The organism is Specibacter sp. RAF43 (assembly GCF_052114065.1).
GTDB lineage: Bacteria > Actinomycetota > Actinomycetes > Actinomycetales > Micrococcaceae > Specibacter.
This window is the reverse complement of sequence record NZ_JBFREA010000019.1, coordinates 25,538-40,792: the sequence shown is the minus strand read 5'-3', so window position 1 is coordinate 40,792 and position 15,255 is coordinate 25,538. Positions and strand designations below refer to the sequence as shown.

The 15,255-nt window shown below is 68.9% G+C and carries 17 protein-coding genes; 3 read left to right on the top strand and 14 right to left on the bottom strand.

Annotated features, from left to right (window positions below; all coding sequences use genetic code 11):
* The first annotated feature begins 30 nt into the window (after positions 1-30).
* The gene (locus AB4Y80_RS11575) at positions 31-702 is read left to right on the top strand and encodes a hypothetical protein (RefSeq protein ID WP_442214294.1); all 672 of its coding nucleotides are present in this window, start codon (positions 31-33) and stop codon (positions 700-702) included.
* A 16-nt stretch (positions 703-718) separates the two neighbouring features.
* Here AB4Y80_RS11575 and rdgB read toward each other — a convergent pair whose 3' ends face one another.
* From rdgB to clpS, 8 genes are all read right to left on the bottom strand, one after another.
* Positions 719-1,342, bottom strand: a complete 624-nt coding sequence (rdgB, locus tag AB4Y80_RS11570) for an RdgB/HAM1 family non-canonical purine NTP pyrophosphatase (protein WP_442214293.1) — start codon at positions 1,340-1,342, stop codon at positions 719-721.
* Positions 1,342-2,088: a ribonuclease PH gene (rph, locus tag AB4Y80_RS11565; protein ID WP_442214292.1), complete on the bottom strand. Its 747-nt coding sequence runs from the start codon at positions 2,086-2,088 to the stop codon at positions 1,342-1,344. Before rph ends, rdgB begins: the two co-directional genes overlap by 1 nt.
* Positions 2,089-2,230: 142 nt before the next feature.
* Complete coding sequence (locus AB4Y80_RS11560) at positions 2,231-2,764, bottom strand: hypothetical protein (protein ID WP_442214291.1); 534 nt, start codon at positions 2,762-2,764, stop codon at positions 2,231-2,233.
* A 196-nt stretch (positions 2,765-2,960) separates the two neighbouring features.
* The gene (locus AB4Y80_RS11555; RefSeq protein WP_442214290.1) at positions 2,961-3,593 is read right to left on the bottom strand and encodes a hypothetical protein; all 633 of its coding nucleotides are present in this window, start codon (positions 3,591-3,593) and stop codon (positions 2,961-2,963) included.
* Between the two features lie 145 nt (positions 3,594-3,738).
* Positions 3,739-4,536, bottom strand: coding sequence for an MBL fold metallo-hydrolase (locus AB4Y80_RS11550; RefSeq protein ID WP_442214289.1), 798 nt, complete (start codon positions 4,534-4,536; stop codon positions 3,739-3,741).
* Positions 4,533-5,501 carry a glutamate racemase gene (gene murI / locus AB4Y80_RS11545; protein ID WP_442214324.1) on the bottom strand — a complete coding sequence of 323 codons (969 nt, stop codon included), beginning with the start codon at positions 5,499-5,501 and terminating at the stop codon, positions 4,533-4,535. The genes AB4Y80_RS11550 and murI overlap by 4 nt, the downstream gene beginning before the upstream one ends.
* Before the next feature lie 168 nt (positions 5,502-5,669).
* Positions 5,670-6,236 (bottom strand): DUF2017 domain-containing protein, encoded by a 567-nt coding sequence (locus AB4Y80_RS11540; protein WP_442214288.1) that lies wholly within the window; start codon positions 6,234-6,236, stop codon positions 5,670-5,672.
* Positions 6,229-6,534 (bottom strand): ATP-dependent Clp protease adapter ClpS, encoded by a 306-nt coding sequence (gene clpS / locus AB4Y80_RS11535; RefSeq protein ID WP_442214287.1) that lies wholly within the window; start codon positions 6,532-6,534, stop codon positions 6,229-6,231. Before clpS ends, AB4Y80_RS11540 begins: the two co-directional genes overlap by 8 nt.
* 37 nt (positions 6,535-6,571) lie before the next feature.
* Between clpS and AB4Y80_RS11530 the strand changes: the two genes are divergently transcribed.
* Together AB4Y80_RS11530 and AB4Y80_RS11525 are read left to right on the top strand one after the other, a co-directional pair.
* Entirely contained in the window at positions 6,572-7,915 is a 1,344-nt protein-coding gene (locus tag AB4Y80_RS11530; RefSeq protein ID WP_442214286.1) for a nicotinate phosphoribosyltransferase, read from the top strand.
* Positions 7,916-7,926: 11 nt separating this feature from the next.
* Complete coding sequence (locus tag AB4Y80_RS11525) at positions 7,927-8,541, top strand: isochorismatase family protein (protein ID WP_442214285.1); 615 nt, start codon at positions 7,927-7,929, stop codon at positions 8,539-8,541.
* Positions 8,542-8,653: 112 nt separating this feature from the next.
* Here the strand turns inward: AB4Y80_RS11525 and AB4Y80_RS11520 are convergent, their stop codons facing one another.
* The 6 genes from AB4Y80_RS11520 to AB4Y80_RS11495 form a co-directional block, all read right to left on the bottom strand.
* Positions 8,654-10,423, bottom strand: coding sequence for a DEAD/DEAH box helicase (locus AB4Y80_RS11520; protein WP_442214284.1), 1,770 nt, complete (start codon positions 10,421-10,423; stop codon positions 8,654-8,656).
* Between the two features lie 104 nt (positions 10,424-10,527).
* Positions 10,528-10,857, bottom strand: a complete 330-nt coding sequence (locus AB4Y80_RS11515; RefSeq protein ID WP_442214282.1) for a DUF3039 domain-containing protein — start codon at positions 10,855-10,857, stop codon at positions 10,528-10,530.
* 149 nt (positions 10,858-11,006) lie between these two features.
* A complete protein-coding gene (gene nagB / locus AB4Y80_RS11510) occupies positions 11,007-11,789 on the bottom strand; it encodes a glucosamine-6-phosphate deaminase (protein ID WP_442214281.1) in 783 nt (260 codons plus the stop codon).
* Positions 11,790-11,862: 73 nt separating this feature from the next.
* Positions 11,863-13,449 carry a transporter gene (locus AB4Y80_RS11505; RefSeq protein ID WP_442214280.1) on the bottom strand — a complete coding sequence of 529 codons (1,587 nt, stop codon included), beginning with the start codon at positions 13,447-13,449 and terminating at the stop codon, positions 11,863-11,865.
* Positions 13,431-14,222 carry an ABC transporter ATP-binding protein gene (locus AB4Y80_RS11500; RefSeq protein ID WP_442214279.1) on the bottom strand — a complete coding sequence of 264 codons (792 nt, stop codon included), beginning with the start codon at positions 14,220-14,222 and terminating at the stop codon, positions 13,431-13,433. The genes AB4Y80_RS11505 and AB4Y80_RS11500 overlap by 19 nt, the downstream gene beginning before the upstream one ends.
* A gap of 73 nt (positions 14,223-14,295) precedes the next feature.
* Entirely contained in the window at positions 14,296-15,231 is a 936-nt protein-coding gene (locus tag AB4Y80_RS11495; protein ID WP_442214278.1) for a co-chaperone YbbN, read from the bottom strand.
* Between the last annotated feature and the right edge of the window lie 24 nt (positions 15,232-15,255).

Here is a 15,255-nt window from a genome sequence, read left to right as displayed (position 1 = left end):
TGGAACCGGGCCGGACGGGAAAGACTAATCGTGATTGCATTGCCTGCCAGCCCCAAGGCCGGGTTTTACCGTGCCTGGCTGGGCTGGGTGAGCCTGGGCGAGGGCATCGGGTTTCTGGCCCCGGTCCTGCTGCAACGGATCGGGTCCGGGGTTGCACCCGCCCTGATGCTTCCCCTCCTGATCTTCGCCGGCCTGGTGGAGGGCGCCCTCCTGGGCTGGTCCCAGGCCCATGTCCTCCGACGCCTGCTGCCGGCGTTGTCCCGCCGGCGCTGGATGCTCCTGACGTCCGCTGCCGCGGCAACGGCCTGGCTCCTGGGCCTCGCCCCCAGTGAATTCAGCCAGATCTGGACCGCCTGGCCCCTCGGGCTGCAGCTCACCGTGGGGGTCCTGGCCGGGGCCGCGCTGCTGGCCTCCATCGGGGCGGCGCAGTGGCTGGAGCTGCGCCGGCATCTCCCTCGCAGCCGGCGATGGATCCTTGGCTCGTCCGCCGCCTGGCTGGTGGGGTTGCTGGTTTTCCTGGCCGTCGCCACCCCCCTGTGGCAGCCCGGCCAGCCGCCGGCCCAGATTGCCCTCATCGGTGTATTGGCCGGCGCGGCCATGGCCATCAGCATGGCGGCGGTCACCGGGCTGGTCATGGTACGGCTGGCGTTGCCGGCAAGGATTCCGGGCGTGAGAACCCGCCACGCGCCGGGGCGTCACTGACGCGTCTTGGCTGAAACTACCGCGCGAGCGCCCGGACAATGTGTGGCAGAAGGGCCCGGAACGCGGTGCCGCGGTGGCTGATCGCGTTCTTTTCCGCCCCGGTCAGCTCGGCGCAGGACCTGTCCATGCCCACGGGCTGCAGGATGGGGTCGTAGCCGAAGCCGCCGCTGCCGCGGGGGGCGGTGAGCAGGGTGCCGTCCAGGGTCCCCTCCTCCACCACGTCAAGGCTGCCGTCGGGACTGGCGAGCGCGGCCGCGCACACAAAGCGGGCGCCGCGGTGGGCGGGGCCGATGTCCGCCAGCTGGGCCAGCAGCAGGTCCAGATTCGCAGCGTCGTCGCCGTGCCGGCCGGCCCAGCGGGCGGAGAAGATTCCCGGCGCCCCGCCCAGCACGTCCACGGCCAGTCCGGAGTCGTCGGCGATCGCCAGTACGCCCGTAAACCGGGCCACCTCGGCGGCCTTCAGCCGCGAATTCTCGGCAAAGGTGACCCCGGTTTCGGCGACGTCGGGTGCGTGGAGGGCGCCGGCGCCGACCACGTCCGTGTCCACGTCCAGGCCCGGGACCTGGCCGCGCAGCAGCTCCCGCAGCTCCCGCAGCTTGCCCTGGTTGTGGGTGGCCAGCACCAGCCTCGGGGCCCCCACTACCGGCCGAGGGTTTCGCGCTGGATCTGCGCCAGTTCCGAGGTGCCGATCAGGGCCAGGTCCAGCAGCTCGTTGAGTTCGTCGCGGTCAAACGGCGCCCCCTCGGCGGTGCCCTGGACCTCGACGAACTTGCCGGAGCCGGTAACTACCACGTTCATGTCGGTCTCGGCGCGGACGTCCTCCACATACGGCAGATCCAGCATGGGGACGCCGTCGATGATGCCCACCGAGATGGCGGAGACCGTGTCGATGAGCGGCTCGGCACTCTTGGCGATCAGCTTGTGCTCCTTGGCGTAGCGGATGGCGTCGGCCAGGGCCACGTAGGCGCCGGTGATGGCCGCGGTGCGGGTGCCGCCGTCGGCCTGCAACACGTCGCAGTCCAGGACGATCGTGTTCTCGCCCAGGGCCTTGGTGTCGATGATCGAGCGCAGCGAGCGGCCAATCAGGCGGGAGATCTCATGGGTGCGGCCCCCGATCTTGCCCTTGACGGACTCACGGTCGTTGCGGGTGTTCGTGGCCCGCGGGAGCATGGCGTACTCGGCCGTGACCCAGCCGGTGCCCTCGCCCTTGAGCCAGCGCGGGACGCCGGCGGTCAGGGACGCCGTGCACAGCACCCGCGTATTGCCGAACTCGATCAGCGCCGAGCCCTCCGCCTGCTTGGACCAGCCGCGGGTGATGCTGATGTCGCGCAGTTGGTCGGGGGTGCGGCCGTCGGCACGCAGGATTACAGTCTCGCCAGTTGTCATGGCATAAGCCTAGCGGCCGAGGCGCCCCCCAGCCGTCCGCTCCGGTCCCTCACGCAGCTGACCCGCAATAGATGTCGAAAATCACGTCGAAAACGCGATTTTCCGACATCTATTGCGGGTCAATTGCGGGGGCGGCAGGGGGTCAGCGGCGCTTGTTCGCCAGGCGGTAGTTCTTCATCTCGGTGAAGTATTGGGCGCCGGGGGCGATGAAGCAAAGGACGATCGCGGCGACGCCGGCCAGGACCTGGACGATGGTGAAGAGGCCCCCGGGCATCATGAGGTTGGCAAGCTGGTAGAAGGAGATGACGGCCAGGACGGCGCCGGTGATCCGGGCCCAGCCCATGCCCCTCCTGATGAACAGCGCGATGAGGACATACACGATCACGGCCAGCACGGCACTGACGATCGCCACGCTGAGGGCAACGGTCACGGACACATCCACCAGGTCCGCACCGGTGCTGGGCAGGTTTTGCTTGGCCAGGGTCTCGGCGGCCATGGCCCGGAACTTCTCCGAGGAAATGTAGATGACGCCGAAGATGGTCGCAAGCACCTGAAGGACGGCCGCGGCAATGAGCAGCTGGAAGGCCCAGCCGATCTGCTTGGGCGGCACGGGCGCGGCGGTGCCGGCGTACTCCGGTTCGCCGGCGTTGTAACTTGGCATCGGCATGTTGCTCATGGTCGTTTCCTTCGCTGGGGAATGACACGGGCGGATCCGCCGGTACAGGCAGGCACCCGGCAGCCACCCAAATATTTATGCATTGGTATGTTGACCCTATCCGACGCCGACCCGCCGCGGGTGATCATTTGGGACGATCTTTGCCGCCCGCAACCCCGCCCTGGGGAGCGTCCTGAGGGGTAGCGGACCCGGCGGCTCAGCCGGCCGTGGCCGGGCTTGACGTTTCTTCGAATTCGACGGCGTCGGCGTACTTCGCGGCGATGGCCAGGACGGCGACGTTGTCCGTCAGGGCCGGATCCTTCCCGCTGCGCAGGATCGTCACCACGACGGCATTATTGACGACGTCCAGTCCCACGCCGTTGACGCCCGCCGTGGCGTGGAGGAGAAAATCGTCCACGATCTGTTGCTTCATGGCCTCGAGCTGGGCCCAGGAGAACCTGGCCGGCACCGTCCGGGTGGAGACCAGCCCGGGATCGAGACGGCCGCGCAGCGCCTCGAGTTCGGCGGCGGCCGGGTCCTTTGGCAACGCAACGCCCACCACAAAAAGCTCCTGTTCCGGCGCGAACCAGGTGCCGGAGAAGACGGTGGGATGCCGCGCGGCAAACTCGTTGAGCGTGTTCCCCAGCTCCGACAACGCCAGGGACGGGCCGCCGCCGGCCACATGGGGTATTTGGTAAATCCTGATGGCGGGGGCCGCGGACGGCCCCGCGGACGCGGACGGCACGACGAAGGCGGACGGCCCGGGATCGCGGGGGCCCGGCGCGGCCGGGGCGCATCCGGCGACGGCCAAGGCCATCGCCGTGGCGACAACTATTGGTCTAATTTTCATCAAACACCGCTTTCACGTCACCGCCTGGATTCCTCCAGTATGCCCGCGAACCGCGTGGCAGGGGACTCCAACAGGGCCACAATGTGGTCACATTGTGGCCCAAAGGTGATCGCCGGCGGCGGGCGCACCCGGCGCACCCGGCGCATCAGATGATGTAGTGCACCCCGGCAACGGCCACGGCAACCTCGCCGGAATAGGCGGCGCGGGCCTCGGCCACCACCGTGTTGGGGTCCGTCCACACCGGCAGGTGGGTCAGCAGGAGGCGCCCGACGTTGGCCCGGGTGGCGGCCTCGGCTGCGCGCTTGCCGGTCAGGTGCACGTCCCGGATGTGGTCGTCACGGCCCTCCTCGAAGGCCGCCTCGCACAGGAAGAAATGGGCGTCGCGGGCGGCGTCCTCGAGCCCCTGGCAGGAGTCCGTGTCACCGGAGTAGGCCAGTGTGACCGTCCGATCCACGCCGGTACCGTCGTATTCGGTGGCCTCCACGCGCAGGGCGTACGCCTCGGGAATGGGGTGGTTGACCGCATGGGGCGTGACGGTGAACGGTCCCACCGTGACGGGCGTACGCTCACTCCACTTTTGAAAATCAAATTCGTCGTGCATCCCGGGATCCAGCTCCAGGCCGTACGCGGTGGCGAGCCGGTCCGCCGTCGCCGCCGGCCCCCACACCGGGATGCGCCCCCGCTTCCAGCCGTTGGGGGTCCAGCGAACGGCAACGTGCAGGCCGCACAGGTCCATGCAGTGGTCCGGGTGCAGGTGGCTGAGGAAGATCGCATCAATGTCCTCCAGGTCCATGTACTTCTGCACGGCCCCCAGCGCGCCGCTGCCCAGGTCGATCAGCACGCGCCACGGCCGGACGCCGTCGTGCGCCGTCAGCAGGTAGCACGAGGCGGGCGACGCCGGCCCGGGGAAGGACCCGCTGCACCCGACGATCGTCAACTTCATGGGCGCTCCCGCGCCGCGTTGCCCGGAACGGCGGCTGTGACGACCGAGTCGCGCAGGACAAAATTGGAGATGCGCCGGGCGGCCCCGGCGGAGGCCTGGGCCGCGGCAATCATGGCAGGGGTGATGCGGGCCATGGAGCCGGTGGGATAGTGCGCCGAGACGTGGCTGACCTGCTCCACGCCGCGCACCTCCGGCCCCAGGAAGCGCCGGGCCAGCACGCCAAACTGCCCGGCATCGCCGGTGGAGAGGAAATTGTGCGCGGGCGGGTCCGTGGCAACGCGCTCCAGATTGTGGCCGACGAGGGCCTTGTAGACGTCCTTGGCGGTTTCCTCGGCGCTGGAGACCAGCGTCACGGAATCTCCCATCACATAGGAGATCACGCCCGTCAGCAGGGGGTAGTGCGTGCACCCCAGCACCAGGGTGTCGACGTTGGCGGCCTTCAGCGGGGCCAGGTACGCCTCCGCCGTGGACAGCAGTTCGGGGCCGGCCGTGATGCCGGATTCGACAAACCGGACGAAGTCGGGGCAGGCGGCGGAGGTGATGGTCAGCGCGGGGGCGGCCGCGAAGGTGTCGTCGTAGGCGCGGGAGCCGACGGTGGCCACGGTGCCGATGACGCCCACCTTGCCGGTCCGGGTGGCGGCGACGGCCCGGCGCACGGCCGGCTGGATGACCTCGATGACGGGGATCCCGTAGCGGGCGGTGTAGCGTTCGCGGGCGTCGCGCAGCACCGCCGCGGATGCCGAATTGCAGGCGATGACCAGCAGCTTCACACCGGCGTCCACGAGTTCGTCCATCACGCCCAGCGCGTTGGCCCGGACCTCGGCGATGGGCAGGGGCCCGTACGGGCCGTTGGCGGTGTCCCCCACGTACAGGATGGATTCATTGGGCAGCTGGTCGATGACGGCCCGCGCCACGGTCAGGCCGCCGACGCCGGAATCAAAGATGCCGATGGCCCGATCGGCCATCGGGTGCGGCGTCCTGGCGGCGTCCGGACCGGCCGGGCCGCCTGTGCGTGAAAAACCCCCGGGTGTTGTGCTCATGATCGTTTCAGGATAGATGGTTTGGCCCGGGCGGGAGTGCATTTCGCCGAGTCTGTTGCGTCACAGCGGCGCGGCGCAGCCCCGCCGCGGCCTTTATTTCCGCCGATTCAGGCCCGCCAGCATGGCCTGGACCAGGCCCTCCTGCAGCCAGGAGACGAAGTTGTACACCAGGGAGAGGTAGCTTTCCACATCCTCGGCATCGGCCCAGTCCTGGACCAGGTGGACTCGCTCGGCATCCGCTTCGTCACGGATTTCCAGCCGCTCGGCCAGCACCAGGCGCACGTCGTTGAGGGCCATCGACCACACCGTGGCGGCCGCGGCGTCGAGCACCAGCTTCTCGGCGTCCAGGTCCATCGTCGCGGCCCGCAGGGCGCCGATCTTTGCCTCCCGGAGCGAGCGTTCGGTGAGGCGGCGAAACTCAAGGGAGGCCTCGGCGTCGTCCTTGACGGCGTCCGGGAGCAGCCGGCGCAGGGCCGGGTCCGTGGGCACGGTGGCGTCCGGGTCCAGGCCGATCAGCGCGGCCAGCGGGTCCTCGTGCGCGGGCCGCTCACGTTCGAGCAAGGTGATGATGTCGGCAAAGAGCTTGCGCAGCAGGTCGCGCTCGGCCGGCTCCAGGAAGCCGGTGATGCCGCGGCGGCCGGCCGTGAACGCCTTAGCCACGCTTGCCGCCCTTTTGCACCGTGGCCCACAACCCGAATCCGTGCATCGCCACCGCGTGTGCCTCCATTTTTTCCTTGGCCCCCTGGGCGACGGCGGACTTGCCCTCCGTGTGGACCTGCATCATCAGCGCGGACGCCTTCGCCTCCGAGTAGCCAAAGTAGCTTTGGAAAACGTAGCTGACGTAACTCATCAGGTTCACCGGATCATTCCAGATGATCAGCTCCCAGGGGATGTCCGGAGCGGCAAATACCTTCGTTGATTGCGCCTGTTCCGTTTCCGGGGCTGTGCTGACACTCATGTGTCCATTCTAGTGTCGCCCCACTAAAGTGAATTCCGTGACTACTGCATCGAGTTGGGGCCACCCGCGCGCGTCCCTGTTTACGGATCACTACGAACTGACCATGCTCCAGGCGGCCCTGCATTCGGGCGCGGCGCACCGGCGCAGCGTGTTCGAGGCGTTCGCCCGGCGGCTCCCGGACGGCCGCCGCTACGGGGTGGTGGGCGGCACCGGCCGGTTCCTGGAGGGGCTGGAGAATTTTCGCTTCGGCCCCCAGGAGCTGGACTTCTTGGCCCGCAACCGGGTGGTCAATGACGAAACCCTGGCCTGGCTGGCCGATTTCCGGTTCACCGGCAACGTTTACGGCTACGCAGAGGGCGAACTATATTTCCCCAACTCCCCCATCCTGACCATCGAGTCGACGTTTGCGCAGGCATGCATCCTGGAAACCTACGTGCTCTCGGTCCTCAACCACGACTCCGCGATCGCCTCCGCGGCCTCCCGGATGATTGGCGCCGCCGGGACCCGTCCCTGCATTGAGATGGGCTCGCGGCGCACGCATGAGGAATCCGCCGTCGCCGCCTCCCGGGCCGCCATCATCGCCGGCTTCCACAGCACCTCCAACCTGGAGTGCGGCCTGCGGTACGGCGTGCTGACCCAAGGCACGGCCGCGCATTCCTTCACCCTGTTGCACGATTCCGAAGAGGACGCGTTCCGGGCCCAGGTACAGTCCCTCGGCGCCGACACGACGCTGCTGGTGGACACGTACGACGTCGAGGCGGCCGTGCGCAAGGCCGTCGAGATCGCCGGCGCCTCCCTGGGCGGAATCCGGCTGGACTCCGGGGACCTCGTGGCGCAGGCCCACGACGTCCGGGCACTCCTTGACTCCCTGGGCAACACGCATACGCGCATCACCGTCACCAGCGACCTGGACGAGTTCGCGATCGCCGCCCTGGCCGCCGCCCCGGTGGATTCCTACGGTGTGGGCACCTCGCTGGTCACCGGCTCCGGCGCCCCCACCGCCTCCATGGTCTACAAGCTGGTGGCCCGCCAGGGCGAAACCGGCGAGTTCGTCTCCGTGGCCAAGACCGCCAAGAACAAGACCAGCCTGGGCGGGAAGAAGTACGCCCTGCGCCGCCTCAATGAGCACGGGATCGCGACGGCGGAGATCGTGGGGGTCGGAGTACCGCCGGAGAACGACGGCAATGACCGCCCGTTGATCGAGCAGTTCGTCGCCGACGGCGTGCTGGCGCCGGGGTGGACCGGCGCGGAGGGTGTGGTGCGGGCCGCCGCCCGCCACGAGGCGTCGATGGCGGAGATGCCCGGCACCGCCCGCCGGCTCCAGCGCGGGGACCCGGTCATCCCCACCGAATTTGAACAGCCCTCAGTAGTAACGAAGTAAAGGACAACCCCATGGCAAAGGCCCTCATCATTGTGGACGTGCAAAACGATTTTTGTGAAGGCGGTTCGCTGGCCGTCTCCGGCGGCGCCGACCTTGCCGCGGAGATCAGCGAACTGATCGCCGCGACCGTCGATTTCGACTTCATCGTGGCCACGCAGGACTGGCACGTTGATCCGGGCAGCCACTTCTCCGACACGCCGGACTTCCTCACCAGCTGGCCGGTGCACTGCGTGGCCGGCTCGAAGGGCGCCGCCCTGCACCGGAACCTGGACACCGAGGACATCGACGCGTACTTCCGCAAGGGCAAGTTCGACGCCGCCTACTCCGGCTTCGACGGGCTCCTGGCCCCGGAGGACGAGGTGGTGGTGGGTGAGCGGGAGGCCTACGACGACGCCGAACCGGACGACGCCCCGGTCAGCCTGGACGACTGGCTGCGCGAGAACGACGTCGAGGACGTCGTCGTGGTGGGCATCGCCACCGATCACTGTGTCCGCGCCACCGCCCTGGATGCGATCAACGCCGGCTACAACACCACCGTGCTGCGCGACTACGTCGCCGGCGTGGACGACCAATCCAGCGACGAGGCCCTGGAGGAACTCGCGGACGCCGGCGTCGAGGTCAAGTAGGGTCAAGGGTCCCGCCATACCCGCCGCCAAGTGGCCCGCAATAGATGTCGAAAAAGGGGCGATTTCGCCCCTTTTTCGACATCTATTGCGGGTCAGTTCGTCTCGCTGGGGGCTACTTGCGCCCGAGGAACCAGTCCTGGAGCTTCTTGAGCCGGTGCTGCAGCTGTGACTCATCCGCCTGCGCCACGGCCGGGCCGCCGCAGATGCGCCGCAGCTCGCTGTGCACCATGCCGTGGGGCATGCCGGAGCGGGCGCTCCAGGCGGAGACGTTCTTGGCCAGCTCGTGGCGCAGGTCCATGAGCAGGCGGTGGTCCACCACGGCCGGGGCATCCGGTTCGGCCGTGGCCGCGGTTTTCCGGCGGCGGCGCGACTGCTGGTCGCTTTGGCGTTGCCGCAGCAGCACCCCCACCTGTTCGGCGTCGAGCAAGCCCGGGATGCCCAGGAAGTCCTGCTCGTCGTCGCTGCCGATTTCCCCGCCCGTGCCGAATTCGCCCCCGTCGAAGAGGACCCGGTCGAAGGTTGCCTGGGACTCCAGCGCCTCGAACTTGTACTTCTCCAAGGTGTCGGACGCCTTCTCCTCCCGGTTGGCCTGGTCCATCTCGTCGTCGTTTTGGAAACCGTCCGGATCCTTGTCCGGCCGGTCCAGGGCATGGTCCCGCTCCACCTCCAGCTGGTTGGCCAGCGCCATCAGGTTGGGCACGGAGGGCAGGAACACCGACGCGGTCTCGCCGCGCTTGCGGGCGCGCACAAAGCGTCCCACGGCCTGGGCGAAGAACAGCGGCGTGGCGGTGGAGGTTGCGTAGACGCCCACGGCCAGGCGCGGCACGTCCACGCCTTCGGAGACCATGCGCACCGCCACCATCCAGCGCTTGTCCCCGGCGGAGAACGCCTCAATCTTGCTGGAGGCCTTGGCGTCGTCGGAGAGAATGACGGTGGGCGACTGCCCGGTGATCTTCTTCAGCTGCCCGGCGTACGCCCGCGCGTCGTCGTGGTCGGTGGCGATGACCAGCCCGCCGGCGTCGGGCACGGCACGGCGCACCTCCGCGAGGCGCTTGTCCGCCGCCGCCAGAACGGCCGGGATCCATTCCCCGGCGGGGTTCAGCGCCGTCCGCCAGGCCTGCGAGGTGATGTCCTTGGTGACCGGGGCGCCCAGGGTGGCGGCCATTTCCTCACCGGCGCTGGTGCGCCAGCGCATCTGCCCGGAGTAGGCCATGAACATCACCGGGCGCACCACGTGGTCCTTGAGGGCCTCGCCGTAGCCGTACGTGTAGTCGGCCCGGGAGCGCCGGATGCCCTCGCGGTCCTCCACGTATTCCACGAACGGGATGGCGGCCGTATCCGAGCGGAAGGGCGTCCCGGTCAGGGCCAGCCGCCGCGCGGCCGGGTCAAACGCCTCACGGATGCCGTCGCCCCAGGACAGGGCGTCCCCGCCGTGGTGGATTTCATCCAGGATCACCAGCGTCCGGGCCGCTTCCGTCTTGGCCCGGTGCAGCATCGGCTTGCTGGCCACCTGAGCGTAGGTGACGGCCACGCCGATGAATCCCTTGCCGTGCCGGCCGTCCGCGTTCTTGAAATTCGGGTCGATGGAGATGCCGACCCGCGCCGCGGCGTCCGCCCACTGCCGCTTGAGGTGGTCCGTGGGCGTGACGACGGTGATGCGGTTGATGGTGCCCCGGGCCAGGAGCGTCTTGGCGATGTGCAGGGCAAAGGTGGTCTTGCCGGCCCCGGGCGTGGCCACGGCCAAAAAGTCGCGCGGGTTGGCCGAGAAGTACCGCGCCATGGCCTCGGACTGCCAGGCCCGCAGCTTTTGCGCCGTCCCCCACGCGGCCCGCTCAGGGTAGGCCGGAGGCAGCGACGGGCCACCAAACAATGTCTCCGTCACGGACGGCCATCCCCCATCAAATCACTTCTTTCGCGGGCGTGCCCGGCGTGTGGGCACGCCGGGCACGCCAAGAAAGGGCAGGTGCGCTGCCCCCAAAACTGTTGCTACTTCTTGGGATTCTTCGGTCCCTTGCCCGGGTTCAGGCCCTCATAAATGGCTTTGCAGTCCGGGCAGACGGGGAATTTTTGCGGGTCCCGCCCGGGGGTCCACACCTTGCCGCACAGCGCGACGACGGGTTCGCCGGTCAGGGCGGACTCCATGATTTTTTCCTTGCGCACATAGTGCGAGAACCGTTCGCTGTCGCCGGGCTCAACTTCCTGGCGCAGCTCCTCGCGTTCAATGACGGCGGTCGATCCGCCCTGGCTGCCGGGGCCGCCTGGGCCGCCGGGGCTGCGCATGGGCGCGTTTTCGAAGGGGTCTGGTGGCAAGCTCATGGAACCATTCTAGCGTCAACCACATCCGGCACGGACCCCGCCCCGCCCCTGTCAGGGGGCGAAAGGGGCGGTCGAACTTCACCTAAGGAGGCACGACGGCGGGGGGCGGCTCAGGGATCGGCTCGCCCCCGCCGTCGTCCGGTGGGTGGCTAGAGTCCCTGCCAGGCCGGCTTGCTGCTGTACGTCTGGCGGTACTGCGCCGCCATGGTCAGCTCGGCGGCCGCCGCCTCATCAACGAGGATGGTGGCGTGCGGGTGGAACTGCAGCACCGACGCCGGGCAGCTCGCCGTCACGGGGCCCTCGATGAAGTCACGGACCGCCTGCGCCTTGCCGGCCCCGGACGCGACCAGGACCACGTGGCGGGCGTCCATGATGGTGCCCAGTCCCTGCGTGACGACGTGGTGCGGGACGTCCTCAAGGCTGTCAAAGAAGCGCGCATTGTCCGTGCGGGTTTGCTCCTGCAGGGTCTTGATCCGGGTGCGGGACGCCAGCGAGGACCCGGGCTCATTGAAGCCGATGTGGCCGTTGGTGCCCACGCCCAGGATCTGCAGGTCCACGCCGCCGGCGGCCTTGATGGCCTCCTCGTAGGCGTCGCAGGCGGCCAGGATGTCCGCGGCCGTGCCGTCCGGGCCGTGCACATTGGCCGCGGCGATGTCCATCCGGTTGGTGAACTCGCGGCGGATCACCTCACGGTAGGACTCGTGGTGCCCCAACGGCAGGCCGACGTACTCGTCCAGGGCAAAGCCGTGGGCCTGGGTGAAGCTCAAGCCGTCCTCGTCGTGGCGCCGGGCCAGCTCGTCATAGATCGGCAGGGGGGAGGAGCCGGTGGCCAGGCCCAGGACGGCGCCGGGCTTGCGGCGCACCAATTCCTCGATGGCGTCGGCGGCCAGTACGCCGATTTCCTTGCTGCTGGGGAGGATGATGACCTCCATGAAACACGTTCCTTTCAGGGCAGGCGCATGCCGGTGCCGAAGACTACTCAGTGTCCCCCAACCTTAGCGATTCTCAGCGGTCAGCCGAAACGGCCTGCAACAATTCCGGCGCCCGCCGCTCATATACCCTGGCGCCGATCCTGATGCCCGTGACCAGGAACACGCCGCCGAGCACCACGCCGACGGCCAGTGCGAGCCAGCCGTACAGCGGCCGGCCGGTGGTGGCGCCGATGATGACCAGGACAAGTTCCGGGACCACCAACACGGCCAAGCCGCCGAACCCTGCCATCTGGGTGAGCGTGGCGGCCAGGTTGTTGCCCGGCTTGCCCTTCAGCGGGCTCTCCCCCGGCAGCGGCACGTTGAGGGTGAACCGGGCCGAGAACACGCTGGCCAGGCCCAGCCCGCTGCCCGCCATGCCCAGAACCAGGCCCACCGTGCCGGGCAGGGCGGCCCAGTCATTGCCCACGGCCGCCCCGGCGACGGCGTACACCAGCCCCAGGGGGACGGCCAGGACCCCGGCGGCCAGCGCCCGGCCGGTTCGATCCGCCCGGCCCGGCAGCACCGTGGCCAGGTGCAGCGCGAAGGCGGTGTTGTCATAGGAGATGTCGGCGGAAATCGACCAGACCACCAGGAACACGGCCAGCGCCGCGCCGTAGCCAAGCACGGCGCCCATGGCATCCATGCCGACGGCCTGGGTTCCGGCAAAGACGATCACCAGCGGGATGAGCGGGGCAATGACCAGTCCGGCGGTGTAGCGGGGATCCCGGAACCAATAGGTGAGGCAGCGGGCCGCAACGGCGCCGGTCGGGGTGGCCGGGAAGTACCGGAAAAAGCCCAGCTGGCCGCCCTTGCGCCGGGCGCTGCCGGCAAAGGCCGGCGTCACCAGGGCCTTGGCCAGGGTGGCCTGCCAGAGCCAGGTCAGGGCGGCGAGCGTGGCCAGTGCAATGAGCAGCTTGAGCGCGCCGGCACCGTACGCGCCGGCGGCGACGTCGGCCGGGACGGCCCACACGGCGCCCAACGGGGTCCACGACACAGTGCCCGCCAGGGCGGGGAGGTACTCCCGGAGGTCGCGCACGCCGTCGGACACGCTCCCGACGATGGGGCCCAGGAACACCAGCGGCACCAGGACCACCACACCGCTGAGGTCCTTGAATTTCCGGGACGAGGCCAGGCTGGTGCTGGCGGTGGTGATGGCCCGGGACGCGACAATGCACGTCAGGGCCGCCACGATGCCGCACAGCAGGGCCGCGGCACCGGCCGCCGGATGCCGCCACCACGCCAACGCCGTGCCCACCGAGGCCACCAGCGTCAGGACGCCGGGGATGCCGATGAAGCTGGAGAGGGCCAAGCCGAGCAGGAGGGTCTTGCCGGGGATGGAGTACGTGACAAAACGGGCAGGGTCCAGCGTCATGTCCACGCCGGAGGCAATCACCGGGATGACCAACCAGCCCAGGATCAGGGCGGCCCCGGCCAGGGTGACCACCGTGCCGATCCATTCCCGGGAGCCGTTGGCGCCGAGCAGCACGAACCCGGCCAGCACCAGCACCAGCAGGCCCAGGCCGTACAGGGCCCCGATGATCAAGCCCACCAGCTGCATGGGGCTGCGTCGCAGCGAATTGCGCAGCAGCGTCAGCTTCAGGCTCAGGAGGTGCGCAACCATTGCAACCCCGCTGCGTGGTTTCGACCGCCGACCAGGTCCACAAACTTATCTTCCAGGCTTTGGTGGCCGCGGACCTCCTCGACAGTGCCGGCCGCCAGGACGTTGCCGCCGGCGATGACGGCGACGTGGGAGCACATGCGCTGCACCAGGTCCATGACGTGGCTGGAGACGATGACCGTCCCGCCGGAGTGCACATAGTCGGTAAGGATGTCACGGATGTTCGCCGCGGAGACCGGATCCACGGATTCGAAGGGCTCATCCAGGACCAGCAGCCTCGGCGCGTGGATCAGCGCGGCGGCCAGGGCGATCTTCTTCGTCATCCCCGCGGAGTAGTCCACCACCAGTGTTCCGGCGTCCTTGCCCAAATCCAGGGCGGCAAGCAGGTCCGCGACGCGCTCGGCCACGGTGTCCCTGTCCATCCCGCGCAACAACCCGGCGTAGCTGACCAGCTGTTCCCCGGTCAGCCGGTCGAACAGTCGCACGCCGTCGGGCAGCAGGCCCATCAGCCGCTTCGCCTGCAGCTGGTTCGCCCACACATCCACCCCGTGCACCCACACCGCTCCGGCGTCGGGGCGCAGCAGTCCGGTGGCCATGGACAGGGAGGTGGTTTTTCCCGCGCCGTTGGGTCCCACCAGGCCATAAAGGGAACCCGCGGGGACGTCGAGGTTGATGGAATTGACGGCGATCTTCGGGCCGAACCTTTTCGCCAGTCCCCGGATGGCCAAGGCCGGCGGGCGGGGCCCGGTGCCTTCTGCATGGTCTTGAACGGTCATAGGGCCACCCTAACAATCCGCTCCGCGCAGCCACCCCATCCCAAAGGATGACTTCCCGGCCGGGGCGGGCGGCCTAGAACAGGGCGCGGGCCAGGGCCTGGCGGGACTTGGCGACGCGCGGATCGGCGGTCCCGACGACGTCGTACAGCTCCAGCAACCGGACTCGCGCGATCTCGCGTTCGGGGCCAAAGTGCAAGGAGATGTACGTCACGAGCCGGGCGAAGGCGTCCTCCACATGGCCGCCGGTGACGTCGAGGTCGGCCACGGCCAACTGGGCTTCGGCGTCGTCCGGTTCGGACGCTGCCCGGGTCCGCAGGGCCTCGGCCTGGTCCGCGTCCAGGTCGGCGACCCGTCGCATCAGGTGCACCTGGGCCAGCCCGACCTTGGCGTCGGCGTCGGCCGGCATTTCCGCCAGCGCCTTCTCATAGGCGGCCTGGGCAGCGGCGAGGTCGCCCGCCTCGATGGCGTCAAAGGCGGCTTGGTGCAGCGGCGGCAGCGGGGCGGGCTCGGCCGGCTCCGCACCGGGCGCGCCACCGAGGCTGCCGGTGACGCCGTTGCTGGCCGCCACCTTCAGCAGCTCGTCCAGGAAGGTCCTGATCTGATCCTCCGGCATGTCCCCTTCGAACAAGGGCACGGGCTGGCCCTTGACGAGGGCGATCACGGTGGGGATCACGGTCACCCCAAACGCCTGCGCAATTTGGGCGTTGGTGTCCGCATCCACCCGGCCCAGGGCGATCTTGCCGCCGAAGTCGTTCATGAGCCGTTCCAGCACGCGGTTGAGCACGGCCGACTGGTTGGAGCGTCCGGAGCCCAGCGACACCACCACGGGCACCCTCTGGGACAGGCCCACGAACTCCTGGAAACTTTGCTCGTTGACGTCCACCGCATACGGGGAGCCGCCACCCGCCGCGCCATCACCGGCGGCGGAGCGGTTCTTTAGGGCCGAGAGGTCGACGGCGCCGCGGAGGTTGATCCCGGGATTGGCAGGCATGGAACTGTTTTGACTCATGGACCCACTCTAACTGTGCCGGCC

Excerpts from the sequence above, each read along its gene's own strand:
- AB4Y80_RS11555 (WP_442214290.1), bottom strand. The coding sequence starts at position 3,593 with ATGAAAATTAGACCAATAGTTGTCGCCACGGCGATGGCCTTGGCCGTC.
- murI (WP_442214324.1), bottom strand. The coding sequence starts at position 5,501 with ATGGCCGATCGGGCCATCGGCATCTTTGATTCCGGCGTCGGCGGCCTG.
- clpS (WP_442214287.1), bottom strand. The coding sequence starts at position 6,534 with ATGAGTGTCAGCACAGCCCCGGAAACGGAACAGGCGCAATCAACGAAG.
- nagB (WP_442214281.1), bottom strand. The coding sequence starts at position 11,789 with ATGGAGGTCATCATCCTCCCCAGCAGCAAGGAAATCGGCGTACTGGCC.
- AB4Y80_RS11525 (WP_442214285.1), top strand. The coding sequence starts at position 7,927 with ATGGCAAAGGCCCTCATCATTGTGGACGTGCAAAACGATTTTTGTGAA.
- AB4Y80_RS11505 (WP_442214280.1), bottom strand. The coding sequence starts at position 13,449 with ATGGTTGCGCACCTCCTGAGCCTGAAGCTGACGCTGCTGCGCAATTCG.
- AB4Y80_RS11500 (WP_442214279.1), bottom strand. The coding sequence starts at position 14,222 with ATGACCGTTCAAGACCATGCAGAAGGCACCGGGCCCCGCCCGCCGGCC.
- AB4Y80_RS11495 (WP_442214278.1), bottom strand. The coding sequence starts at position 15,231 with ATGAGTCAAAACAGTTCCATGCCTGCCAATCCCGGGATCAACCTCCGC.
- AB4Y80_RS11560 (WP_442214291.1), bottom strand. The coding sequence starts at position 2,764 with ATGAGCAACATGCCGATGCCAAGTTACAACGCCGGCGAACCGGAGTAC.
- AB4Y80_RS11550 (WP_442214289.1), bottom strand. The coding sequence starts at position 4,536 with ATGAAGTTGACGATCGTCGGGTGCAGCGGGTCCTTCCCCGGGCCGGCG.
- rph (WP_442214292.1), bottom strand. The coding sequence starts at position 2,088 with ATGACAACTGGCGAGACTGTAATCCTGCGTGCCGACGGCCGCACCCCC.
- AB4Y80_RS11515 (WP_442214282.1), bottom strand. The coding sequence starts at position 10,857 with ATGAGCTTGCCACCAGACCCCTTCGAAAACGCGCCCATGCGCAGCCCC.